The 23,153-nt window shown below is 66.5% G+C and carries 24 protein-coding genes and 2 pseudogenes; 11 read left to right on the top strand and 15 right to left on the bottom strand.

The features are described 5' to 3' along the window. Window positions 1-73: 73 nt before the first annotated feature. Both lpdA and ACWDUZ_RS10740 read right to left on the bottom strand, forming a co-directional pair. On the bottom strand, window positions 74-1,468 hold the full coding sequence (gene lpdA / locus ACWDUZ_RS10745; protein ID WP_451631461.1) for a dihydrolipoyl dehydrogenase: 1,395 nt from the start codon (window positions 1,466-1,468) through the stop codon (window positions 74-76). A 476-nt stretch (window positions 1,469-1,944) separates the two neighbouring features. Further along, complete coding sequence (locus tag ACWDUZ_RS10740) at window positions 1,945-2,598, bottom strand: TetR/AcrR family transcriptional regulator (RefSeq protein WP_451631460.1); 654 nt, start codon at window positions 2,596-2,598, stop codon at window positions 1,945-1,947. 177 nt (window positions 2,599-2,775) lie between these two features. On the opposite strand from ACWDUZ_RS10740, the gene ACWDUZ_RS10735 reads away from it, so the two are divergent. The 4 genes and pseudogenes from ACWDUZ_RS10735 (at window position 2,776) to wrbA (ending at window position 5,532) form a co-directional block, all read left to right on the top strand. Next, on the top strand, window positions 2,776-3,324 hold the full coding sequence (locus tag ACWDUZ_RS10735) for a carboxymuconolactone decarboxylase family protein (protein WP_451631459.1): 549 nt from the start codon (window positions 2,776-2,778) through the stop codon (window positions 3,322-3,324). A 97-nt stretch (window positions 3,325-3,421) separates the two neighbouring features. Next, window positions 3,422-4,069, top strand: coding sequence for a nitroreductase family protein (locus tag ACWDUZ_RS10730; RefSeq protein WP_451631458.1), 648 nt, complete (start codon window positions 3,422-3,424; stop codon window positions 4,067-4,069). Between the two features lie 185 nt (window positions 4,070-4,254). Then, window positions 4,255-4,490: pseudogene (locus ACWDUZ_RS10725) on the top strand (MmcQ/YjbR family DNA-binding protein); the annotation flags it as partial. 439 nt (window positions 4,491-4,929) lie between these two features. After that, window positions 4,930-5,532 (top strand): NAD(P)H:quinone oxidoreductase, encoded by a 603-nt coding sequence (gene wrbA / locus ACWDUZ_RS10720; protein WP_451631457.1) that lies wholly within the window; start codon window positions 4,930-4,932, stop codon window positions 5,530-5,532. 442 nt (window positions 5,533-5,974) lie between these two features. Here wrbA and msrA read toward each other — a convergent pair whose 3' ends face one another. The 6 genes from msrA to ACWDUZ_RS10690 form a co-directional block, all read right to left on the bottom strand. Continuing rightward, window positions 5,975-6,529, bottom strand: coding sequence for a peptide-methionine (S)-S-oxide reductase MsrA (msrA, locus tag ACWDUZ_RS10715; RefSeq protein ID WP_451631456.1), 555 nt, complete (start codon window positions 6,527-6,529; stop codon window positions 5,975-5,977). A 186-nt stretch (window positions 6,530-6,715) separates the two neighbouring features. Then, a complete protein-coding gene (locus tag ACWDUZ_RS10710; RefSeq protein ID WP_451631455.1) occupies window positions 6,716-8,077 on the bottom strand; it encodes an NAD(P)/FAD-dependent oxidoreductase in 1,362 nt (453 codons plus the stop codon). Window positions 8,078-8,201: 124 nt separating this feature from the next. After that, a complete protein-coding gene (locus ACWDUZ_RS10705; protein WP_451631454.1) occupies window positions 8,202-8,681 on the bottom strand; it encodes a GNAT family N-acetyltransferase in 480 nt (159 codons plus the stop codon). A gap of 163 nt (window positions 8,682-8,844) precedes the next feature. Further along, window positions 8,845-9,582, bottom strand: a complete 738-nt coding sequence (locus ACWDUZ_RS10700; RefSeq protein ID WP_451631453.1) for an SDR family oxidoreductase — start codon at window positions 9,580-9,582, stop codon at window positions 8,845-8,847. Window positions 9,583-9,764: 182 nt separating this feature from the next. Further along, the gene (locus ACWDUZ_RS10695) at window positions 9,765-10,061 is read right to left on the bottom strand and encodes a DUF427 domain-containing protein (RefSeq protein ID WP_451631663.1); all 297 of its coding nucleotides are present in this window, start codon (window positions 10,059-10,061) and stop codon (window positions 9,765-9,767) included. Between the two features lie 739 nt (window positions 10,062-10,800). Then, entirely contained in the window at window positions 10,801-11,955 is a 1,155-nt protein-coding gene (locus ACWDUZ_RS10690) for an MFS transporter (RefSeq protein ID WP_451631452.1), read from the bottom strand. 200 nt (window positions 11,956-12,155) lie between these two features. Between ACWDUZ_RS10690 and ACWDUZ_RS10685 the strand changes: the two genes are divergently transcribed. Continuing rightward, a complete protein-coding gene (locus ACWDUZ_RS10685; RefSeq protein ID WP_451631451.1) occupies window positions 12,156-12,776 on the top strand; it encodes a TetR family transcriptional regulator in 621 nt (206 codons plus the stop codon). A 68-nt stretch (window positions 12,777-12,844) separates the two neighbouring features. Here ACWDUZ_RS10685 and ACWDUZ_RS10680 read toward each other — a convergent pair whose 3' ends face one another. Further along, window positions 12,845-13,999, bottom strand: a complete 1,155-nt coding sequence (locus tag ACWDUZ_RS10680) for an NAD-dependent epimerase/dehydratase family protein (RefSeq protein WP_451631450.1) — start codon at window positions 13,997-13,999, stop codon at window positions 12,845-12,847. A gap of 186 nt (window positions 14,000-14,185) precedes the next feature. Here ACWDUZ_RS10680 and ACWDUZ_RS10675 point away from each other — a divergent pair, with 186 nt between their 5' ends. Beyond that, window positions 14,186-14,602 (top strand): four-helix bundle copper-binding protein, encoded by a 417-nt coding sequence (locus ACWDUZ_RS10675; protein WP_451631449.1) that lies wholly within the window; start codon window positions 14,186-14,188, stop codon window positions 14,600-14,602. A gap of 297 nt (window positions 14,603-14,899) precedes the next feature. Further along, a complete protein-coding gene (locus ACWDUZ_RS10670) occupies window positions 14,900-15,499 on the top strand; it encodes a molybdopterin-dependent oxidoreductase (protein ID WP_451631448.1) in 600 nt (199 codons plus the stop codon). 167 nt (window positions 15,500-15,666) lie between these two features. Here ACWDUZ_RS10670 and ACWDUZ_RS10665 read toward each other — a convergent pair whose 3' ends face one another. Both ACWDUZ_RS10665 and ACWDUZ_RS10660 read right to left on the bottom strand, forming a co-directional pair. After that, the gene (locus ACWDUZ_RS10665) at window positions 15,667-15,864 is read right to left on the bottom strand and encodes a hypothetical protein (RefSeq protein ID WP_451631447.1); all 198 of its coding nucleotides are present in this window, start codon (window positions 15,862-15,864) and stop codon (window positions 15,667-15,669) included. A gap of 87 nt (window positions 15,865-15,951) precedes the next feature. Further along, window positions 15,952-16,134, bottom strand: a complete 183-nt coding sequence (locus tag ACWDUZ_RS10660; protein ID WP_451631446.1) for a hypothetical protein — start codon at window positions 16,132-16,134, stop codon at window positions 15,952-15,954. Window positions 16,135-16,431: 297 nt separating this feature from the next. On the opposite strand from ACWDUZ_RS10660, the gene ACWDUZ_RS10655 reads away from it, so the two are divergent. The 3 genes from ACWDUZ_RS10655 to ctaD all read left to right on the top strand — a co-directional run bounded on the left by ACWDUZ_RS10655 (window position 16,432) and on the right by ctaD (window position 19,335). After that, window positions 16,432-16,794 (top strand): GNAT family N-acetyltransferase, encoded by a 363-nt coding sequence (locus tag ACWDUZ_RS10655; RefSeq protein ID WP_451631445.1) that lies wholly within the window; start codon window positions 16,432-16,434, stop codon window positions 16,792-16,794. A 167-nt stretch (window positions 16,795-16,961) separates the two neighbouring features. Then, on the top strand, window positions 16,962-17,231 hold the full coding sequence (locus tag ACWDUZ_RS10650; RefSeq protein WP_451631444.1) for a hypothetical protein: 270 nt from the start codon (window positions 16,962-16,964) through the stop codon (window positions 17,229-17,231). A gap of 418 nt (window positions 17,232-17,649) precedes the next feature. Beyond that, window positions 17,650-19,335, top strand: coding sequence for an aa3-type cytochrome oxidase subunit I (gene ctaD / locus ACWDUZ_RS10645; RefSeq protein WP_451631662.1), 1,686 nt, complete (start codon window positions 17,650-17,652; stop codon window positions 19,333-19,335). A 190-nt stretch (window positions 19,336-19,525) separates the two neighbouring features. Here ctaD and ACWDUZ_RS10640 read toward each other — a convergent pair. The 3 genes and pseudogenes from ACWDUZ_RS10640 to ACWDUZ_RS10630 all read right to left on the bottom strand — a co-directional run. Beyond that, window positions 19,526-19,804: pseudogene (locus ACWDUZ_RS10640) on the bottom strand (zinc ribbon domain-containing protein); the annotation flags it as partial. Window positions 19,805-20,372: 568 nt separating this feature from the next. Next, window positions 20,373-21,350, bottom strand: a complete 978-nt coding sequence (locus ACWDUZ_RS10635) for an MFS transporter (protein ID WP_451631443.1) — start codon at window positions 21,348-21,350, stop codon at window positions 20,373-20,375. A gap of 290 nt (window positions 21,351-21,640) precedes the next feature. Continuing rightward, window positions 21,641-22,078 carry a universal stress protein gene (locus ACWDUZ_RS10630; RefSeq protein ID WP_451631442.1) on the bottom strand — a complete coding sequence of 146 codons (438 nt, stop codon included), beginning with the start codon at window positions 22,076-22,078 and terminating at the stop codon, window positions 21,641-21,643. A 319-nt stretch (window positions 22,079-22,397) separates the two neighbouring features. Here ACWDUZ_RS10630 and ACWDUZ_RS10625 point away from each other — a divergent pair, with 319 nt between their 5' ends. Further along, entirely contained in the window at window positions 22,398-22,739 is a 342-nt protein-coding gene (locus ACWDUZ_RS10625; protein WP_451631441.1) for a GNAT family N-acetyltransferase, read from the top strand. 273 nt (window positions 22,740-23,012) lie between these two features. On the opposite strand, the gene ACWDUZ_RS10620 is transcribed toward ACWDUZ_RS10625, so the two are convergent. After that, on the bottom strand, window positions 23,013-23,153 hold a 141-nt coding region (locus ACWDUZ_RS10620), incomplete at its 5' end, for an L-histidine N(alpha)-methyltransferase (RefSeq protein WP_451631661.1).

The raw sequence follows: 23,153 nt of genomic DNA, 5'->3' as shown, positions 1-23,153 counted from the left end.
GTACACGGCCAGAGGCATCCGCTGGGGCAGGCGTTCCGTCAAGGCCGCGGCCCGAAGAGTCCAGCAGCCGCAGTCACAGGACCCTGGCGTGGGCGTGGAGGGGCTTGCCGGCCAGGGCCAGGTGGGCCTCGCCGAGCGCCTCGTTCTGTGCCGGGTCGGCGTGGATGAGCTGGGCCACCTCGGCCGGCAGGGCCTCCCAGTTGTAGATCAGCTGGGCCTCGCCGACCTGCTCGCCCATGCGGTCGCCGACCATGTGGATGCCGACCACGGCACCGTCCTTGACCTGGACGAGCTTGATCTCACCCGCGGTCTTCAGCATCCTGCTCCTGCCGTTGCCCGCCAGGTTGTACTTCACAGTGACGACCTTGTCCGCGCCGTAGATCTCCTTCGCCTTGGCCTCGGTCAGGCCGACGGAGGCGACCTCCGGATGGCAGTACGTCACCCGCGGCACACCGTCGTAGTCGACCGGAACAACCTTCAGACCGGCCAGGCGCTCCGCCACCAGGACACCCTCGGCGAAGCCGACGTGCGCGAGCTGGAGCGTGGGGACCAGGTCACCGACGGCGGAGATGGTCGGGACGTTGGTGCGCATGTACTCGTCGACGAGGACGTAGCCGCGGTCCACGGCGACCCCGGCCTCCTCGTAGCCCAGGTTCTGGGAGACCGGGCCGCGGCCGACGGCGACGAGCAGCACCTCGGCCTCGAACACCTTGCCGTCCGCGAGGGTGACCCGGACGCCGTCCTGGGTGTACTCGGCCTTCTCGAAGAAGGTGCCCAGGCTGAACTTGATGCCGCGCTGGCGGAACGCGTCCTCCAGCAGCTTCGAGCTGTCCTCGTCCTCCGCCGGGACCAGGTGCTTGAGGCCCTCGATGACCGTGACGTCGGCGCCGAAGGACTTCCAGGCGGAGGCGAACTCGACACCGATCACACCGCCGCCCAGGATGATCGCGGACCTCGGCACGCGGTCCAGGAACAGAGCGTGGTCGGAGGAGATGATGCGGTCGCCGTCTATCTCCAGGCCCGGCAGGGACTTCGGCGCCGAGCCGGTCGCCAGCAGGACGTGACGGCCCCGGATACGCCGGCCGCCCACGTCGACCGAGGTGGGGGAGGACAGCCGCCCCTCACCCTCGATGTAGGTGATGTCCCGGGCCTTGACCAGACCCGTCAGCCCCTTGCACAGACTGTCGACCGTCTCGTCCTTGTACCGCTGCACCGCGGGCATGTCGACACTCTCGAACCTCGCCCTCACACCGAAAAGCTGTGCCTCACGGCTCCGGTCGGCCACCTCGGCAGCGTGCAGCAGGGCCTTGGCCGGAATACACCCGTTGTGCAGGCAGGTACCACCCAGCTTGTGTCTCTCGACCATCGCAGTGCGCAGACCCAGCTGCGCTCCACGCAGAGCAGCGGCGTATCCACCACTGCCGCCCCCCAGGACAACGAGGTCGAAATCTTCGGCAACGGCGGTCATGGCGTTCCTCCCGGTCGTTCGGTCTGAAGCAGCAGGTCGCAGCCGTCGGCCGCAGAACGTCCACGCGAAGGGCGCAAGCCGGCACCACACATCCCGTCACCGCTGCCGGCAACAACAGCGCAGAGCACAGAACTTGAGCTCACCCCGGGCACCGTGCCCGCCGAGTGCGCCGACCTCTCCCGCCGACGGAGATGAACCCGCACGAGCCCACCTTCGCCGCAACCGCCTCGTAACCCTAAGGGCGCGTTCACACCCCCAACTCCCAAAAACACCCCCGCACATCGACTCCGTATCTACTCCCGATCGCGACCGCCGGAGCACCGCACAGCCCAGCGGTCGGTGAAGCAGCCGTGCCTGGAGGGCCGGGCGTCTTGCGGGCGCCGTCCCGTACTCGGGTCGGCGCCCGATCGTTCCCGCTGAGTGCTTCGCTGCGTTGCACCCTGCCGAGCCGCGCTGAGCCGTGGACGTACGGACGGCTACCGGGCCGGGTGTCCGCCGCTGTCGGGGGACGGCACGAAGGTCTGCACGTGATCGATGGCTGCGTGCAGGGCGTCTCTCAGAGGTGCGATGTCATGGGCGACCTGGGCCAGGAGCATGCCGCCCTGGAAGGCGGCAAGGAGCAGATTGGCCAGCTGCGCGGGATCTGCCTCGGCGCTGATACGCCCGAGATGCTGCATGCGCTCGATTCCCTCGCGGAAGATGTTCCGCCACTGGTCGAACGCGGCCGCGAGCTGTTCGTGGACATCGAGGTCGGTCTTGATGATCTCGCTTGCGAGGGAGCCGAGGGTGCAGCCTTCCTGGTACGCCCGCTCGTAGCCGACGTAGAAATCCGCCCACTCCCGAAGCGCGTCGAGAGTGTCGAAGCGGGCGAATCGCTCGCTGCGGTGGAACGTGAGGACGCGGTCGGCCTGCCATGCGATCACGGCCAGGACGAGGCTCTCCTTGTTCGGGAAGTAGTGGTTGAGCTGCGATCCGCTGACGCCGGCGGCGCGGCGGAGCTGCTCGTTGTTCGTCGCGTGGACACCCTTTGTGTAGATCAGCTCAGCGGCCTGCTCGAGGATGCGGGCGCGTGTGGCCTGCCCCTTGGACGTGAGCTTGTCGGGTGCCGGTGCTGCCGTGGTTGTGGTCATACCTCAGGATAACCCCAGACTGGGCTTTACAGCCCAGAACCCTGTGGCGTTAACTCTGGGAAGTGGGCCGGGCAGCCCAAAATGCGGGGGTCGCGGTCACCACGGCGACGGGACCTTCCCAGCACCACAGGCCCGGCCCAGACCCGATCACGACCACCTGCTGGAGGCTGTTCCGCCATGTCACGACTCGCCGCTCCTGCCCCCGCTGATGTCCCCGCCGCCGCACAGCGAACCCTCGACAGCATCGGCGCGCAGTTCGGCTTCGTCCCGAACATGTTCCAGACCCTTGCGTCGAACCCGGCCGTCCTCGACGTCGTGACGGGCCTGCAGACCTCCTTGAGCCGGGTTCTGGACGCGAAGACGCGGCACACCATCGCGCTCGCGGTGTCGCAGACCAACGGCTGCGACTACTGCCTGGCCGTGCACACGTACGGGTCGTCCGAACTCGGTGGCATGTCGAGCGACGACATCGACCTCGCCCGCGCCGGCAGCTCCACCGACCCCCGGCGCGCCGCGGTCGCCCGCTTCGCCCAGCAGGTGGTGGAGAGCCGCGGCCAGGTCGGCGACGCCGACCTGGCGGCCGTGCGGGGCGCCGGGTACACCGACAGCCAGATCCTGGCGATCGTCACGGTGGCGGTGCAGGCCCTGCTGACCAACTTCATCAACGACGTCAACCAGACCGACATCGACATCCCCGCCGTCAGCCCGGCCGGTACCTCCGGATGAATTCTCCGAGACGTCCATGACGCCGCACACCTCCGGCGGCCCATTCCCTGCGAACCACCCCTCTCACCCGCTCACCGTTAAGAAAAGGCAGATCCGCATGAACCTCGACAAGCTCATGAGCAAGCATCTCACCAGGTATTTCGACCCGAGCAGGACGATTCCGGAGGAGACCCTGCAGCAGCTGCTGAGGTTTTTGCGCTCGACGCCGTCGTCGGTGAACGTGCAGCCCAACCACTTCTACGTTCTGGCCACACCCGAGGGCAAGGAGCGGCTCGCCGACAACCTGGGCGAACGCTTCAAGGACAACGCCGAGAAGATCCTGAACGCCTCGCACACCATCATCATGACCACGCGGGCGGATGTGCCGGACAGCCACTTGGAGGCGGTGTTCGCGAAGGAGAGGGCCGACGGCCGGTTCCCCGACCTGTCCAAGCAGGAGCGGTGGGAGTTCATGACCCGGGACTTCCTCGGCCTGCGCACCTACGGCTACCGGGACCTGCACCACTGGATGGAGAAGCAGACCTACATGGCGGTGGGTCTGACGATGATGGCGGCGGCCGAGCTCGGTGTCGAGGCCACGCCGCTGGAGGGGTTCGACCCGGCCGGCGTCGACAAGGCGTTCAAGATCCGGGAGACCGGGCACAGCACGACGGTGCTGCTGGCCCTGGGCTATCCCGACCCGGAGAAGGTGTACACCAATCCGATCTCGCGGTTCGACGCCGGCCAGCTGTTCACCTTCGTGTAAAGACGCTCACCCGGAAAGCGGAAACCCCGGCACAGAGCAGGAGAGGCAACATGTCGATGAAGGCCATTGTGGTCACCGATCAGGCGGCGGGAACGGCCGGGATGACGCTGACGGATCGGCCCGAGCCGACCGCGGCGATCAACGACGTCATCGTCGAGATCCATGCGTCGGGCTTCGTCCCTACGCCCGTAGGGATCCTCAAAGCCGATCCGGACGACGCCGTAGCGCTGCACGAGAAGTACCCGGACATCACCCCGGCCATCACATGGACAAGAGACACTGGATCACGCTGGAAGGCGGCGGCACCATCGACGAGAAGCTGGTGGAGGAACTCGTGATCGACTCCTACCGTCTCGTGGTCGCCGGCCTTCCCAGGCCCGACCGGCCCGTGGATCCACACACCCACGGCCGCCGCACCTGAATCCTCGTCCTGCCCGTCCATCGGCCGCCAGTTCGGGCATCCCGATCTGCCCGCGGCGCGGAGCCGAGGCGCATCGTGCCGGGCAGTTCACAGACCGGCCGGGGTCCGGGGTAAGAAGTCGTGCCTGCCGGGCGCTTACTTCGAAGAGAGCCACAGAGGCTGTCACCAATCCGGCCGAAGGTATCGGCCGGCGGCCGACTCCACCGTCACAGGAACAGGCAGGGGAGGGGAGCACGGTTCGACGGTGCTGTCCCTCCCGGCGGGTTCCGGGCTTGGACAGTGGATTCGGGCGCTTGGTGACGAAGGAGAGGCCGCGGAATCGACGGCCATGCTGCCATTCATTCCGCAGAAGTGGCCTTCGCCGTCGATGAACGAACCGCACACGGCGGCGGAAGCTCCGCTGATCTCGAATCGGACCACACGGAACGGGAGTTCGTGCATGCCTGTACGCCTGGCAGTCATCTACTACAGTGCCACCGGGAACGTCCACCAGCTGGCGGAAGCACTCGCCAAAGGGGCGGAAGGCCGAGAGGCTGACGTCCGCCTCCTGCGTGTCCCCGAGCTGGCACCAGACACAGCCATCGACGCGAATCCGGCCTGGCGGGCCCACGTCGACACCATGAAGGACTCGGTCCGAGAGGCCACCTTGGAGGACCTGGAGTGGGCGACGGCGTACGCCTTCGGCACGCCCACCCGGTACGGAAACGTATCGGCCCAGCTCAAGCAGTTCATCGACTCGACCGGGGTGCAGTGGCAGGCCGGCGTGTTCCACAACAAACCCGTCACGAGTTTCACCTCGGCGACCAACCGTCACGGCGGCCAGGAATCGACGCTGCTCGCCCTCAACAACGTCTTCTACCACTGGGGTTGCATCATCGTTCCCCCCGGCTACACCAACTCGGTGATGTTCGGGGCCGGCGGCAATCCCTATGGGACGAGCTGGCCGAGCGGTGGGGGAGAGGGACCCGATCAGGCGACCTTGGACGCGGCCAACTACCAGGGCCGGCATCTCGTGGAGATCGCGGAGCGGTTGCGCGGTTAGGAGCCCACGCGAACATCAGGCCGGTCCGGCGGCAGGACAGGCGCAGGTGTCCCACGATGATCAAGCTGCCACGCTTTGTGATCATCCAGGATGCCTGCGCCTGCGCCTGCGCCTGTGCTTGCTCGCGGCTTTCCGGTGTGAGGGAACAGCCGCATTCGATGGGCATGCGGCTGCTGCCTCGCCGCGGTTGCCGACGTTGAGCTTGGCCAAAATGAGAAGCCCCGGACCCGTCAACCGCACTCGGCCTCACCGGCAGTTCGGTGTCCCCGCGCTTGCGGGCCTGTTCCTCGGCTTCCCGCACAAGCGCACCGGCCACCTCGACGGAGCCGGCTGCCACGTGTGCGGCGGCGGCTCTGAACTCGCGCCGACGTGGCAGTGCGTGTCGCGGTGCGTTCGGGCCGGTTTGCCGAACGTCAGTGTCCTGCGCTCCGGCAACGAACTCTCAAAGAGTGGTCGCATCGCGCCTGGGCAGCACCCAGTCCTTGCGCGGGAAGTGGCACGTGTAGCCGTTGGGGTACTTGACGAGGTAATCCTGATGCTCCGGCTCGGCCTCCCAGAAGGGACCGGCTGGTTCGATGGTCGTCACGGCCTTGGCCGGCCAGAATCCTGACGCGTCGACATCCGCGATCGTGTCGCGCGCGATCTGCTCCTGTTCGGGGGACAGAGGGAAGATCGCCGAGCGGTAGCTCGTGCCGATGTCGTTTCCCTGGCGGTTCAGGGTCGAGGGGTCGTGGATCTGGAAGAAGAACGCCAGGATCTCGCGGTAGGTCGTCTTCGCAGGGTCGAAGACGATCTCGACCGCTTCGGCGTGGCCGGGGTGGTTGCGGTACGTCGCGTGATCGTTCTCTCCGCCGGTGTATCCGACACGCGTGGCCAGTACGCCGGGCTGCCGGCGAATGAGGTCTTCCATACCCCAGAAACACCCGCCGGCCAGCACAGCTGTTTCCGTGCCCGGCTCACGGGTGATCTGCCCAGTGTCGTGAACTCCGCTGACCATGATGCATGCTCCTCTGTACTGATGTCGTCGAGCGCTCCGGAACGGCGCGGGTGATGGCTTCACTGCCGTTGCTGAGGCACCAAGTGACTCCGGTGGGCGAGAAGGTTCCTGGATGGCGGCCAGGCCTCTCTCCGTAGGCGCCGGTTCTCCGCTTCGTCTTACCGCCGGCCGCTCTGCCCTTGCGTCCTAGAGGTTCCCACCCGCCTTGTCGAACGATCCGCTCGTGTCGGAGCGTTGCGGCTCACCGCTGGTGACGAAGGCGTCCCGGGGGTGCTGCACGGACAGCAGCGATACGATGTCCCGCCCGAACAGGGCCGCCGTGAGCCAGACGCACAGGACGCGGACTTTCCGCTCCCAGGTCGGCACGGCCAGGACGTGGTAGCCCCGGTGCATCAGCCAGGCGGGAAGCCCTTTGATCACGATGGACTTGTACTGGAAGATGCCACGCCCCAGTCCCAGCGTCGCCACCACTCCCAGGCTGTCGTGCCGGTAGTTCCGGATCCGGCCGCCGCGAAGGCTTGCCACAATATTCTTCGCGAGACGTTTGCCCTGCCGCACCGCATGCTGGGCGTTCGGTACGGTGTGGGCCCCTGGCACAGGTGAGGCCAGGTCGGGAACGGCCGCATCGTCGCCGGCTGCCCACACATCCGGTACGGGCTCGATGTCGGTGCCCACGCGGAGATCGGCGCGAACCACGAGCAGGCCCCGTTCGTCCACCGGGAGATCCGTGTGGTTGTGCACGACCGGGTTGGCGGCGATGCCCGCGGTCCACACGATCAGCGCCGAGTCGAACTCCTCACCGTCGGAGAGCACGACGTGTCCGTCCTCGGCGGATATCAGCTGCGTGTTCAAGTGCACGCGGGCGCCCCGCCGTTCCAGGGAGTCCACCACCCAGGCACCCGGCTCGTCCCCCACCTCGGGCAGGATGCGGTCCCGGGCCTCGACCAGATGGAAGCGCAGGTCGTCGAAGCTCAGCTCCGGGTAGGACTTGAGCAGCGCCGTCGCAAGCGACAGCAACTCACCGAAGCCCTCGACGCCGGAGAACCCGCCGCCTACGAAGGTGACGGTGAGCAGCTTGCGTCGTTCGGGACCCGGAGGGAGCGATGCCGCCTGGTCGAACGCGGTCATCAGGCGGTCGCGAACGGCGACCGCCTCCTCCACGTGCTTGAGACCGATCGCGTGCTGCTCGAGCCCGGGGACGGGGAGCGTACGCGTCACAGCGCCGGCCGTGACCACGAGGACGTCGTAGCGCAGTTCGAAGTCCTCGCCTCGAGAAGGCCGGACCGTGACCGTCCGGCCGGCGTTTCTGATCTCGCTCACGCGTCCCGCGATCAGCCGGGTACGGCGCAGATGCCGCCGCAATGACACAGCCGCGTGCCGGGCCTCGATCGATCCGGCCGTCACCTCGGGCAGGAAGGGCTGGTAGGTCATGTAAGGACGCGGTTCGACGACCGTGACGCGTGCCTCATCCTTGCGCAGCGCCTTCTCCAGGCGCCAGGCGGTGTAGAAGCCCGCGTAGCCGCCCCCGACGATCACAATCTCACGCATCAGTTCCTCTGCTCGTAGGCCGACACCCGGCCCGCTCGGCGGATCGGATCACCTTCGCCGCACTGGCCGGCGCAGGATCTCTCGAGGGTGCTGCGACAAGAAGCCGCCTCTGGACACCGGACAGTTATGCAAGGTCGCGCTCGATCGCCCTGATCTCTTTCTCGTGGTCACCCTTCATGGGCTTGCGCTCGGGATACGCGCCGGCACCGGGATGCACCTTGTCGATGAGGTCGGCGTACTGCGGGTGACGGGCGATGAACTCACCCACGACCGGACAGATGATGGTGATCTTCTTCCCGCTCTCGCGGATTTCGTTCAGTACGCGAGAGACAAGCTCCGTAGCCACTTGGTGCTTGCGGTAGGCAGCGTCGACCCAGGTCGTCAGCAGCACGACGCGCCCGCCCACGAACCGGTACGAGAGCTCAGCGATCGCTTCATCGCTGACCATGGCGACCCAGCGACCGCGCTCCGCGTCGTTGAACAGATCGAGCTCCCAGCTGGACTCCACGTCGCTTTGACTCACCTCTCCCAGAGCGGCGATGAGCGCAGCGTTGTTCTCTTCCCGGGCGGACGTCTCAGCCTCAAGATTGATTGCCATTTCCATGCTTTCTGTGAGGGAATCCAATAAGGAGCCGAAGGCAAGTGGGTGCAGCGGCAGGGGCTCCGCGTGTTTGAGGCCGACGAGGTTCGATGCATCTCCGGTAGCGCAGAGGGTAAGGATTCGCCCCGCACAGGAGCCGGAATCGCAAGGGTGACGGCGTACCGTCTCAACGGCGGGCGAGCCAGTCCCGGTACGTGGTTTTGGCGATAACGGCGTCGTTCTTGGCGATGAGAGCATCGCCCGAGGCGACGGCGTATATGCCGGCGTCGTTGTCGGTGACGACGCTGCGTCGATCGTTACGCGCGGCCAGTGTGATCCGGCCGAGCTCGTCCAACGCGAAGACTTCGGGGCCGGCTATGTTCCGAGTGCCCTGCAGAGGTTCTCCCGCGCAGACCTCGGCGACGGCTTCGGCGACGTCTGCCAAGGCCACGGGCTGGATGCGGGTGGCAGGCAGGCGGACGGTCTCGCTGTCAGAGGTCCACGACAACACCGAGTCCATGAATTCGAAGAACTGCGAGGCGCGGACGATCGAGTACGGCAGGGGACCAGCCTTGAGGATGTCCTCCTGCAGCACCTTGGCGCGGTAGTACACCAGGCCCGGCACCAGGTCGGCGCCGACAATCGAGAGAACCACCGCGTGGCCGACACCGGCGGACGCGCCCGCCGACAGGAGGTTGTCCATCGTCGTCCGGAAAAACGTCAGCGACGCCTCGTCGGAGGTCGGCGAGTTCGTCAGGTTCACGACGACATCAGCTCCGGCCAGTGCCTCAGGCAGGCCCTTACCGTCCAACAGGTCCAGTCCCGTGGACCGTGAGTGCGGCACCGCTTCATGCCCGCTCTCCCTGAGAACCCTCACCACCTGCGATCCCAGGAGCCCGGTTCCGCCGACAACTGCGATCTTCATGCGTTCGCCCCTTCCTGATGGCTTGAGAGCACCGTTCGGAGTGGTGGCCTGCAGTTCGGTGTGGCGCCGCGTGGGGTTCGACGGTGATGGATGATCTCGTTGTGGGGATCCGCAGGTGGGGCGGGTGTCGATCGACACGCATCGACCGACTGACCGCTCGACGGCTCCCTGCAGGTTCGTGGTCAGTCCTTGATGCTGACCTGGCGTGCGTCGAATGCCACGTAGCCGCTGAAGTCGCGACCGACACGAGCCGTCGCCGACTCCTTGATTTCCGGGTAGGACCAGGCGCCGTCCCTGAGGACGCTCTCGCCGACCACGATGTCGTGATACTGCGCCCTCCCCTTCCACGGACAGGTGTACGGGGTGGGGCTGTTCCTCAGTGCACCGGCGGTCACCGAGTCCGGAGGGAAGTAGACATTTCCCTCGATCCTGACTACCGCCTCGTTCGCCGCCTCAGCGACGACGGTCTCTCCCACCATTGCCTTCATCAGTACCAATCCCCTATGCGATAGCTCGCCAAGCCGTGACCACTGGTGCGGCAGAAGGCTTCAGCCGGGCTTTCCGCCGAAGCGATCGGTGCCGGCTTGTGTGTTCGTGCACAGGTTAGTGCCCGGCGGCGCTCCCTTCTTACCTGCGTCTTGGCGCCGTCTGATACCCCGGGCCGGCAGCCGCGTTCGGCGCCACAGGCTCCCATTGAAGCGGTCGGATGTGGACAAGCCGTCTATGGGAGATCGAGACAGGCGCATACGCGCGTCCGGTGGTGCCTGACGGTGCGAGCGTCGGCGCGGGCGTCGCAGAACGCAGTGCGTGACTGAAACGCGCATGTCTCTGCTCTGCTGGGTCCCGAGCGTGTAGATCTTCGCCTGGGCGTAAGACGTCTCGGCCGGCCGGCGCTATTCAACAGTCCTGGTGAGTTCTCCTGGGTTGTGGCAACCAGGGCGGCAGGGCGGTTACGGGTGTGCTTCAGGGCCGCCCTGCAGGAGAAGCCCCAGTCGGTACCTTCCCCCGGGCCGGCTGGGGCCTCTTCTGGCCCCTTCGGGTGCACCGTTGATGTGGCGATACACGGTCGTACCCGCTCTCGAGCGTGCCTTCGGCCGCAACGCCTCCCAAGCCGCGCTCGTCCTCCTGGCCGGCTGCGAGTTGCCTGCCGGCCTGCGGCGCATCGGCCAGGTACGGCTCACTGCCCGGCCGGCCGGCCGTGCGGCGCGTCGGCCTGGATCAGGACGCGATCCGTGCAGTCCGACGGGACAGGAGGACGGGACAGGACGCGATCAGGCCGGTGGCCAGCAGGATCGCAAAGGCCAGGAGCGCGACGCGTGGGCTGACGAACTGCAACGCGATCCCCAGCGCGACGACGGGCACGGTCAATCCGATGTAGCCGGACAGGAAGAACCCAGCCAGTGTCTCACCGAGCGACTCGGGTGCGGAGATCGTTGTCACCGTGCCGAGGGTGCCTTTGAACAGCGCGGTTCCCGCGATTCCCACGACGGCTCCGCCGGCGAGGAACACCGCGAGGCTGGGTGTGGGCATCCATGCCGCGACCACCAGGGTGACCAGCCCCGGTACAAGGAAGGCGACGCCGGTGACCAGCATCCGGCGCACCCCCCACCTCCGGGTGAGCAGGAGGAGGACGACGCCTGCTCCGAAGACGGTGAAGACCGTTGCGCCTGCCAGTGCGACGGACGTCGTGTGAAGGGTTGCGATGAGGAAGGTGCCTGCCAGCCCGATGAACATGCCCAGTGCTGCGAACGTCAGGAAAATGCCGAGCAACGCCGCCGCGAACTCACCACGGGCGTGATCGGGAACCGTCAGCCGCTGTGACCGGTAGCCTCCGACCGGCCGGCGAGGACGCGTTTCGGGAGTGGCGTACACGACGACCGCGGCCACGACGAGTGCGGCGAGCACGACCCAGTACGGCACAGTGAGCGGCTGCCCCACGTACTCGGCGAGGACCCCCGTCATCAAGGCTCCCAGTCCAAGTCCGCCCATGTTCGCCAGACTCACCACGAGCGCCGGCGTCTGGCCCGAAGAGCTGGGCCGGCGGGTTTGATGGAGCTCTCGCAACGCCGCGGCCGCGGTCGAGGTCACCAGTCCCACCGCCACTCCGCACAGCACCCGACCCACGAAAAGGCCACTCAGTGTCGGCCACGTCAAGAAGACGAGATCGCTGAGGATCGCGATCGCGATGGCCGCGAGCACATGGGGACGGCGTCCATGGAAGTCGGAGAGATGACTGATGAACAACATGCTGAAGATCACCCCCGCCGCGTACGCCGCATAGATCAGCGTGATCATGAAGGGGGAGAAGCCGTCCCTGGCGGCGTAGACCGCGTAGAGGGGACTGGGCACGGTCGAGAACGCCAGCAGCGTCACGAAGGTGAACGTGACCGCCCAGAAGCCGAATGTGTGCCGATTCCTCCGGGATATGTCCCCGCTGTGCTGCCTCACTGCCGACCCTTCGTTCCCGCCGTCTCCACCAAGCGGTGGAGATGACTCAGCGGCCTTCTCCACCAACCAGTGGAGACGGTGGGAACCATAGCATCCATCTCCACTGGTTGGTGTAGATTCCTTCCATGGCTTACGACCCCGAACGCACCAGGTCCAGCGTGTTCGCTGCGGGCGTCGCAGAGTTCAGCGCCCACGGACTCGCGGGGGCTCGGGTGGACCGGATCGCACGAAACGCCGGCGTGGACAAGAAGGCCATCTACCTCTACTTCGGCGACAAGCGCGCGCTGTTCGAGGCGGTGTTGGCGCACGAACTCGGCCGCTTGGCCGATGCGGTACCGCTGGATCCCGACGACATCGCCGGCTACATCGGGCGGCTCTTCGACTACCACCGTGAGCACCCGGAGTATCTGCGGCTGATGCAGTGGGAAGCGCTTGAGTTCAGCGCCGGCGAGGTACCTGGGGAAGCCGCACGAACTGCGCACTACCGGCGGCGGCTTGCGGCGCTGGGCGCGGAAGGCCGCGTGAGCGACGCCAAGACCTCGGACGCCGCCGGCCGAGCGCATACAGCCAGTCTGTGGCTGGCCTTGACCGGCATGGTCTCCTGGGCGTTCGCCGCTCCTCAGCTCACCCGGATGGTCCTGGGCAACGACGCGAACGCCCTTGAGAGTCACCGGGAGGCCGTCGTCGAGTTCGCAAGTCGCCTGGTCGCGACGTGGAACATCCCCGACGGACCGGAACGGCGATGATCCCTGCTTCGTCCGCGCCGGGCTGATGTCCGTCGCAGTGCGCTCGCGGCGAGGCTGTCCGCCGTGGTTCAGAAGTCCCCATGCGCGATGACGTCGAAGACCGACGGACCCTGAGGTGACCAGCCGAGCGTGCTCCGAGCCGCGTGCCCCGAGGCCTGCTGATCGAGCAAGAGGACTTCGCCGAGCGGACCCAGGCGCGTGAGCGTCTGTCCGACAGGCTCGGCCTCGACCCGCCCGTCCAAGCCGATGGAACGGCTCACCGCTTCAGTGATCTGCCGGACGGTCGGGTTCTCGCCGCCGGCGCCGAGGAAGTAGGAACCAGCCGGGGCCCTCTCCAGTGCCAGCACATACAGTTCCGCCAGGTCGTCCACATGCACGGTGCTCCAATGCTGGTCACCCGGCCCGATCATGGTCAGCGCGGGCGTGTCTCCCGCACTCCGGGGACCTTTGGCGACGAGGCTCAGCAGGCCGCCGCCACGGCCGTACACCACGGCTGGTGCGATCACCGAGGTCCGGACGTCTCGGGTGCTGCGGACCAACCGGGCGAGCGGTACGCGCCAGGCTGCCGAGCGCGGGGCGTTCGGGGCGGTCGACTCGGTGATCGCCGTACCGTTGCCATGCACCCAGACAGCGGTGGTGTGGACGAACGGGCGGTCCGTGTTCCGCAGTGCGACCAGGAAGCTGGTGACGGCCACCTCGTCCACCGTCGCATCGGTCTCGTCCCCCGGCAGCGCCACATGGACCACTCCGTCGCTCGCGGCCGCGAGTTCTCCCAGCCGGTCGCGGTCGGACAGGTCACAGACGGCCGGCTCCACGTCCTTGAGCTTCAGCGCTCCAGCCGCCTTGCCGGAGCGGGCCAAGGCTGTCACGTGATGCCCGCGGGAGACGAGCCGGTCCAGTACCGCGGATCCGATATAGCCGGTGGCGCCGGTGAGCAGTACACGCATGGTCGTCCTCCATCCGAACGGTTCCCTGGATGAGGCTGACGTCGGCGACGTCGCGCCCTGTGCTGTGCGGTGAGCGCCTGTCCGGCGGCACGGCTCCGCAATGATCCTCTGCTCGAAAGTGTCGCCACGGTCGCCCAGCACGGTCATCTCTACCCCCCTGTCCTGGGCCGGAACGGTCCCGAGATGCTCGGTGATCTCGCTCTTCGACAGCCGTTTGGTCCGCCCGCGCAGCAGCCGGTCCTCGTGGTGGAGTCGCAGCCTCTCGGACCGGCCCACCGGCTCGTGGTCCGCAGGCGTTCGATGACCGTCGACGGGCCGGGTGACCGAGCTCGGCCGGCCCCGGCCGACAGCGGGAAGTCAGCCGTGTGCGCGTAAGAAGAGCACGCTTGGGCGCCGCAAGGTTGGATGAAGCCGTTGCGCTGCTCCACCGAACCCAGTTCCGGACGCCGGAGGGATCGCACCATGTCCATGGTCGTCAGGAAGATGGCCGAGGCCCACCCAGGTCCACGGCCGGCCTATGACGAAGCGTTGATCAAGTGCATCGAGGAATGTGTTGTCTGCTTCCAGGCCTGTGCCGCGTGCGCCGATGCCTGCATGGCGGAGCCTGACGTCGTCTCGTTGATCAAGTGCATGCGGACCGACCTTGACTGCTCCGACGTGTGTGCTGCCACAGCGGCCGTCCTGTCGCGTCGCACTGCTGTGGACCTGTCGGTCATTCGGGCGGCCGTCGAGGCCTGTCTTGCCGCCTGCATCACGTGCGCCGAGGAGTGCGAGCGGCATGCCGCACACCATGAACATTGCCTCATCTGTGCCGAGACCTGCCGGCGGTGTGAGGAAGCGTGCCGGCGGCTCTTGGCGGCACTGCCAGGGTCCGGATAGCGCCTGGCCGGAGCAGGTCCCCTCCCCGCGGGCCCAGCTGATGGCCGGCGGACACCTCGGCAGCGCAGGGTGATGCGGGGACGCGCACGCCGGGAGGGACGACGCCGATCCGCGGTACTCGTGGCGCGGCCGTCACCACTGCTCAGGTCTCCGGTCGACGCCCCCAGGAGCGACACGAGAGGCTGAACCGCCAGGAGCGCACCTTGTGTTGGGTCCGGGGTAAGAAGTCGCCTCCCTTGGACGCTCATCCATGAAGGGGTCCGCCAAGACCTCACTGGACGAACGAGGGCAGAAAGCATGGCGTTCATCTCGCGTGGCTTCCACGGTCGAAAGCCGTCGGCGGGTACGAAGCTGCCGCCCGGACAGTACGAGACGACCGGCTTCCCGGTCCTGTCCGCCGGTCCCACTCCTCGTATCCGGCAGGATGACTGGAAGCTGTCCGTGACGACGGAAACCGGGCAGCGGCATGAGTGGGACTGGGCCGGCCTCAAGGCGCTTCCGGTGGAGTCCCCGACCGTGGACCTGCACTGCGTGACGAAGTGGTCGAAGTTCGGGACCGAGTGGCAAGGTGTGTCCCTGGACGTTCTGCTCGCCGACGTGGAGACGGCCGCAGAGCATGTTCTCGTCACCTCATACGGTGGCTACACCACGAACATCCCCCTCGAGGACCTGCTGGACGGCAAGGCCTGGATCGTCCACGGCTATGAGGGCGACGACCTGGCGCCCGAGCACGGTGGCCCTGCTCGGCTGCTGGTTCCGCATCTGTACTTGTGGAAGTCCGCGAAGTGGGTCCGTGACATCGAACTGCGGCAGAACGACGTGCCGGGCTTCTGGGAGGGCGCCGGTTACCACAACTACGGAGATCCCTGGCGTGAGCAGCGGTACCAGGGGGATTAGGTGACCGGCTCCTGTGGCGGACTGCCGAGGTGACGGGGCGACGCATGGTGTCGGGGACCCGCCCGGGGCACCGGACCTGCCGAACTGGTCCGGGTGTCTGGCCGGCCGGCACGTGGGCGACAGAAGCCGGGAGCAGCCTGGCCGCTCCCGGACATTCCAGCGCTCTTTCAAGGGAGCAGTTTCTCCACACCCGCAGCGCCCTCTTCGTCGAGAAGATGGCGTGCCCGTTCGAGGTTCTCCGGCGTGATGTCATGGCCGGACGCCAGGACTACCTCTTCGGGATCGGGCAGTTCTTCCGTCCCGGTGTGGAGGACCGCATCGGGAGTCGGCTCTCCCCAGTCATCGTCGTCAGTGCTCCGAGGCATTGGGTCTCCTATGTTCGAACAGATGGTGACAAGGGTGTTCAGCGCTGTGTCGAGCGCGGAAGGTCGGTCATTTCGGCAGTGATCGTTTTACTCGCCGTTCGACCTCTCGTGTTGATTCGCAGCCCAGGAGAGTGCCTCTGCCAGGTCCTTCAAAGCTGCTGCCACCGCTCCATGATCCTTGTGCTCTGCCTGCTGCTGTGCCTGCGACGCGATCGCTTCGAAAAGCGCCGCTTGAGCATTCTCGTAGGGCGTGGGGTCGGCATTGCTCACGATCTTCTCCGTTTCCTGTCCGAGTACGCGTTCAGGTCCAGTATCACGCCGACTCGCATTGAAGCTGATGAATCGACACGCACGGATGAGCGCAAGGACGTTGAGTACAGTATCGCGGCAGTTATCTACAGTGCGTCTATTTGTGATCGGTGCCTTGCACGGAGTATTGGGCTACCTGCACAGGAACCAAGACCAGCTGCGTGGGATCACCCAGTGGACGGGCCGCTGACGAGGATATCTCCTCGCTCAGGAAGCGGCTTCGGAGTCGGCAGAATATCCGTACGAAGGGATGGCGTCATGACCGAGGTCTTGTTCGACGACAACACTCAGCATGTCCGGGTGGTCGAAGACCGGGAAGATTCTCGATATGTGCTCTATGTAGACGGAGCGCAAGCGGGGACAATGCCGTACTGCATCATCGAAGGACGGCGAGCGCTGGGTCATGCGGAGATCGACGGAGCATATTGTGGCCGAGGCCTGTCCGAAATCCTCATCCAGGTGGTCCTCGACGACCTCGAGGCAAGGCAACAGAAGGCCGCGGTCTGCTGCCCTGCCGTAGAACGGTACGTAAAGCAGCAAGTAAAGTACGCCGACGTCATTGATCCCATTCACCCAGGTATCTGGTTCGGCCCTCCGACAGAAGACGCCACGCCTGCTTGACCGTCACCCGGCGGAAAGTGCCGACCACTGAGGGTTGATGGCTGGATCGGTTCACCGACGCAGGCCGCTGGGAATCGCTTTCGCTTGGACCGACCGAGGATCACCGTCCGGACGAGCAGAGCACTCTCCCATTTCCGTAGCACCCAACCGAAACAGTGAGGTCAGCCATGACCCCGTCATCGGCCCAGTTTCTGCACATCGTTGTGCACACTCCCGCACTTGACGGCTCCCGCCGGGTCACCGTGGGTGAGGTGATCCTGGGGGTGGCGTCCCATCTGGATGACGTCATCGAGATCCTGCGACTCATGGACCTCGATCAGAGCGAAGTCGAGAAGAGCGACCACATCGAATGGCAGGGCGGCGGGCCAGATGCATGGCCCGGACTCTCCGCACACCCGGAGGAGTTGGCCGCGGTGCCCGGCCGGCGTCTTGACTGATCGGCAACAGGCCCGGGTGCCGGTGTCGTGTGGTTCGAGCCGCGCAGAGCACGGTGCGGCGGCGTCACACCAGGCCACCGGTTCCGGCGCCCAGGCCCTGGGTAGCCGGCGGGGCGCGGATCTCCACCGCTCCTTCGTCGGCCCGGAGCGTCGGACGTGGCCCCGTGCCGCAGCGCGCACCGCGAGCGGCCTCTTCCTGCCTTCTCGTACAAGCCCTCGGCGTTTCCAGGGGGGCGCAGCGGTACGCATGGACGTCCTGCAGATGACGTAAACGGCTCGTAGATCCCGTGCTGATCGACCGGCGAGAGAGCTGCGCTAGAAATCTCGCAAGAGGCACTGCCATTCGCCGCTACAAGACGGGCGTTATGCGCACAGAGCCGACGCTTCGAATTTGACCGTAGGGGTGGACGTGACAGCAATCCAGGAAACCAAGCCGTTCGTGGAGGATCAGCGAAGGAGCAAACGCAGGGCGGTGGTCGAGTGGCTCAGTACGACGGACCACAAGAAAATCGGATCCCTCTACCTGGTCACGTCCTTCGCCTTTTTCCTCATCGGGGGCGTCTTCGCCCTCGTCATCCGTGCGGAGTTGGCCAGGCCCGGCCTGCAAATCGTCTCGAACGAGCAGTTCAATCAAGCGTTCACCACGCACGGCACCGTCATGCTCCTGCTCTTCGCGACACCGCTGTTCGCCGGCTTCGCGAACTGGATCATGCCACTCCAGATCGGAGCGCCGGACGTCGCCTTTCCACGGCTGAACATGTTCGCCTACTGGCTGTATCTCTTCGGCTCGCTGATCGTCCTGGCGGGCTTTCTCACCCCACAGGGCACGGCGTCCTGGGGCTGGACGGGCTACACGCCGCTTTCAGGTCCCCTGCACACCCCCGGTGTCGGCGGCGACCTGTGGATCATGGGCCTGGTCCTGTCGGGCTTCGGCACCATCCTCGGATCGGTCAACTTTGTCACCACGATCATTTGTATGCGCGCACCCGGCATGACGATGTTCCGCATGCCGATCTTCACGTGGAACGTGCTGCTCACCGCCGTGCTGGTTCTTCTGGCCTTCCCCACCCTGGCTGCGGCTCTCCTCGCACTTGAGGCGGATCGGAAGTTCGGCTCGCACATCTTCGATCCCGCCAACGGAGGCCCGCTGCTCTGGCAGCACCTGTTCTGGTTCTTCGGCCACCCCGAGGTGTACATCATCGCTCTGCCGTTCTTCGGCATCGTCTCCGAGATCCTGCCGGTATTCAGCCGGAAGCCGCTTTTCGGCTACATAGGACTGGTCGGGGCGACGATAGCCATCGCCGGCCTTTCCGTTACCGTGTGGGCACACCACATGTTCGTCACGGGCGGCGTGCTCCTCCCCTTCTTCGCCTTCATGTCGTTTCTGATTGCCGTGCCGACCGGTGTGAAGTTCTTCAACTGGATCGGCACCATGTGGAACGGGTCCCTCTCCTTCGAGACCCCGATGCTGTGGTCGGCAGGCTTCCTCGTGACCTTTCTCTTCGGGGGCCTCACCGGTGTCCTGCTGGCCTCGCCGCCCCTCGACTTCCATGTCTCCGACTCGTATTTCGTCGTAGCGCACTTCCACTACACACTGTTCGGCACGGTTGTCTTCTCGATGTTTGCAGGCTTTTATTACTGGTGGCCGAAGTTCACAGGAAAGATGCTTGACGAAAGGATGGGGAAGATCCACTTCTGGACCCTCTTCGTCGGATTTCACCTCACCTTCCTGGTGCAGCACTGGCTCGGCGCGGAGGGCATGCCGCGGCGCTATGCCGACTACCTTGCGGCGGACGGCTTCACAGCCCTCAACACCGTGTCGACCATCGGCGCATTCGTGCTGGGCTTCTCGATGCTTCCGTTCCTGTACAACGTGTGGAAGACCGCGCAGTCCGCATCGAGGGAGATTCCGGATGATCCATGGGGCTTCGGCCGTTCTCTTGAGTGGGCCACGGCTTGCCCCCCTCCTCGACACAACTTCGTTGCGCTGCCGCGGATCCGTTCGGAGTCGCCCGCATTCGACCTCCACCACCCCGATCACCAGGCTGCCGAGCCGTACGCGCTCGACACCACACCCGGCTCGGCCGGCACGAACGAAACCTGAGAAGCCCGACCCGAGCAGGACGGCGGGCACCCGCCGACGTGCACGGCGCCAGGGCTGACTTCACCTGGTCTGTTGCGAGGAAGCCCTGGCGTTCACGCCGGGGAGGAATGGCATGCCGCGTCGGCGGCGCGGAGCGTTGCCGCATCAGGCTCCCGGGGGCGCGGAGCGCCCCGACCGCCTGCCCGGCGGGGCCGGGCAAGGGTGAACGCTTGTGACCAGCCGGGTCCAGACCTGCCCGGAGGAGCATCACCCGCGCGGAGTTCTTGTCCCGGGGGGAGACGGCCCCGCACGCGGTGCAGGTACAGGTGCGTTCGGACAGCGGCAGTGCGTGCTTGGTTCTCGCTCCGCACCGGCCGCAGTCCATCGTGGTGTGCGCGGGATGCACCAGGCGGATGTCCCGGCCGTGTTTGCGCCCCGTCTCGATCAGAGCCCGCCTGGTGGCGCCGATCGCGGCCCGGTGCTTCTTCCTGTGCTGGGGCATGCCCGCCCGCCGGTTCACCGGCAGCCGGTCCTTGATGTCCTTCAGCGCTTTGGCACCGACGATCGCGCGCCGACAGGGAACATTGACTGCTCCCTTCCCTGAAGGGGGAGGGGATTCCTGGCTCAGGCCGCCTCCCGGAGCAGGGCTCCGGGTCTTGCGCCCTCGACATGTGCGGCGCTGCCGTCGACTCTGTCCGGCGGCGTGGCGCCGCCGCCGCGCCACGACCGGCGTGCGGTATCGGGCACGGACCCCGATGCGCTCAGGGCCGGGTGCGATGAGGGTGAGAGCCCCTACAACTGGATACTGCGTTCGCTGTTCCCGGCCGTATCGGTATGCGGGTTGCGTGCGGCAAGGACAGTGACCAAGGTGGCGACGAGGGCGAATCCGGCGTATCCCAGGGTGATCTGCGGTAGGGAGAAGGCGTTCGAGAGTTCCCCCGCAATGAGGCTGGGGAAGGCGGCGCCGCTGTAGCAGAGGAGAAAGATCGCGCTGAAGATCGGTGCTCGATCGGTCAGCGTGTTGCCGTGCAGCAGGCCGCGGGTGGCAGCACTGGTCGCTACGCCTTGACCGGACCGGCGACGATGGTGGCGACGACGAACAGCGCCAGTGCGCCGGCGGCGATCGCCGCGATGATGCCGATCCATCCCGTCATGAAAACGATCATGCCGATGCGTTGGGCCGCCGCGGATGTGAACCGACCGCCGAGGGGAGCGCCGAGGACGCTGGGGGCCAAATAGGCGGCGAACGCCAGCCCGAGGACGAGCGGACTGTGGATGTGAAGTCGTTCTTCGACCAGTGCGGGCATGAACGCCTGGTAGAAGGCTCCGGTCGCCCAGGTGGCCAGGAAGACCGCGGCCGCAACGGGGAGCAGGGGCTTGACCCGGCTCGGTACGCGGACCTGGGGCAGCAGTGATCGCCAAGCGCCCGGGGCCGGCTTCGCGGTCTCCGGGCTGATGGCGATGAGTGCGGCGGACAGCAGGAGGAGACAGGCGCAGACCCAGTAGATGAGGTGGCGCGGCCAGGGGCCGAACTGGACCAAGGTGCCGGAGGCGATGGCTGCGAGAGTGAGTCCGAGCATGGGTCCCTGGCTGGAAGCCACCGCGGCCAGCCAGACCGGCCTGGTGGGAGCGGAGTCGACGATGTAGGAGGTGAGGCCGCTGCCGGCCAACCCTGTGCCGATTCCCATGAGGAGCCGACTGGCGAGCAGAGTCCCGATGTCGTGCACGCTCAGCAGCAGCAGACAGCCCAGCAGCAGAACGGCGAGGCCGGCGATCGAGACAAGCCGTCGGCCCAGATGATTGGACAGCCGTCCCAGTACCAACAGTGCCGCGATGGTGCCGACAGCGTAGGTGACGACGGCCAGGGAGATGCCGGCGTTGGTGAACCCGTCCTCGGCCCGATAGATGTTGAACAGCGGGATCGGTGCGGCCGCCGCGGCGAAGGAGGCCACCAGGGCGACCACTCCCGACAAGAATGCCAGCCGGAGCATGCCGTCCCGGCCGGTGTTGCTCGTCGCCAGTGCCGCGTTCTGCATCAGGCCATGCCTTCCTGTCGTTCTGCACCACCTCGGAGCCTCTGAAAGCGGAAGGGCTGGGCCGGCGCACCCTGGTCGAACGGCGCCACGCGACCGCAAGGCAAGAAGGGACAAAGAGTGATGCCGGCTTCCGGCTGGTTAGTGTCGATCCGCAGCGCTGTCTCACCCGACAAGTCCGCGATCTTGCCGCAACACGTAGTTCGCCCCCCGAAGCGGCGCGGCCTCGCGGAGTGCGGGGCCGGGCCGCGTTCCACCCTGAGAACTGCTCCTTGTGCGCGCCGCGGTCAGATTCAGCTGCTAGCGGCCTCGGGCTCGTCCGGGACGAGGAGGACAGCCGTGCGGCTGGCGTGCGTGACGGCGTCGCTCACGCGGGGATTGAAGAGGGCCGCGACGGCTCCGCGGTGGTGGGGGCTGAGGATGATGAGATCCGCACGGAACTGCTCGGCCGCCGAGGTGATGAGGGCCGGCACTTCACTGAGCAAGCCGGCGGTCAGGGTGCCGTCCGCCTTGATGCCTTCGTCGCGGAGAGTCGCGACGGCCTCGTCGAGGATCGCCTTGGCTTCGGCGTCGTCCTCCAGGCGTACGACGGTGTCGAGCGTGGCAGCGGCCGCGGCCACGTGCACGACGTGGACGGAGGCACCGGTCAGCCGTGCCATGTCACCGGCCATGCGTACGGAGGCGAGACGGGCAGGACTCGGGTCGACCGCGAGCAATATGCGCTTGAACATGTGTATGCGCTCTCCTTGAGCGTTGTGCCTTGAATGGCGTCGAGCCCCCGCCGACCTTGCTGTGCACTCAGGCGCAGTGCTGTGAGGGCGAGGTTGCGCAGGTCGGCGATGCGGAGTGGACGCCGTCTGCTTCGGGGTGGCAACCACGGACTGTTCTGGATCAGCAAGTGGACCACCAGGTCCAACTTAGGCCACTGAGTCGCTGCTCCACGAGTGGCCAAGCGTCATACTGAGACTTTAAGGTCCAAATGAAGGTCATTGAGTGCACGTAGCTATGCGTTGGAGCGGTGAGCCCGTGAGTAGTGGAGAACAGCGGCCGGTGGCCGAGCAGTTGACCGACAGCCTCGATCAGGGCCGCTTCGAGCTCCACCGTGACGGTGACCTCGTCGGCTGGCTCTCCTACACCCGTCTGAGGCCCAACCGGTACGCCCTTCGGCACACTGAAGTCGCGTCGAGTCATCAGCACCAAGGGGTGGGAGGGGCCCTGGTGCGGCGAGTTCTCGACGAGATCCGCGCCCGCTCCGGCACTGTCACCGCGATCTGCCCCTTTGTGGTCGACTACCTGTCGCGAACTGACGCGTATGACGATCTGATCGACGCCCGCTTCCCGGGCTACTCCGATCGTGCCGCCGCCGAATCGGCACAGCGTCAAGGGAGTTGAGGAGACGCCACTGCAGATCACCCGGGCCCACCGGCCGCAGACCAGCGGCAAGGCCGAACGCTGCACGGCGCACCCTGTTCGACGAGGGGGTCCACCTGCGGCCCTACGCCGGCAACGATGAGCACACCGCAGTCCTGGCAGACTTCCCGCACACCACAACCACCATCGTTGCCGTACCGCGCTCGACGGCCACCCACCGATCAACCGTGTGCTGCCGGGGCCCGACGCAGTGCACGTCAGGCCCCGGCGGTGCGTTGTGCGGCACCGTTTTGTTCAGCGCATGACGCTCAGCGACAGCGCGAACCGACCCGCCTCGTCCGTCCACCAGCCGGTCAGCTCCAGCCCGGCGGCCGACAGTTCCCCTCGCACCCCTTCCTGCCGGAACTTCGCGGACACCTCGGTGCGCGTTTCCTC

This window comes from Streptomyces sp. NPDC003393, assembly GCF_053589015.1.
This window is presented reverse-complemented; position numbering and strand designations above follow the sequence as displayed.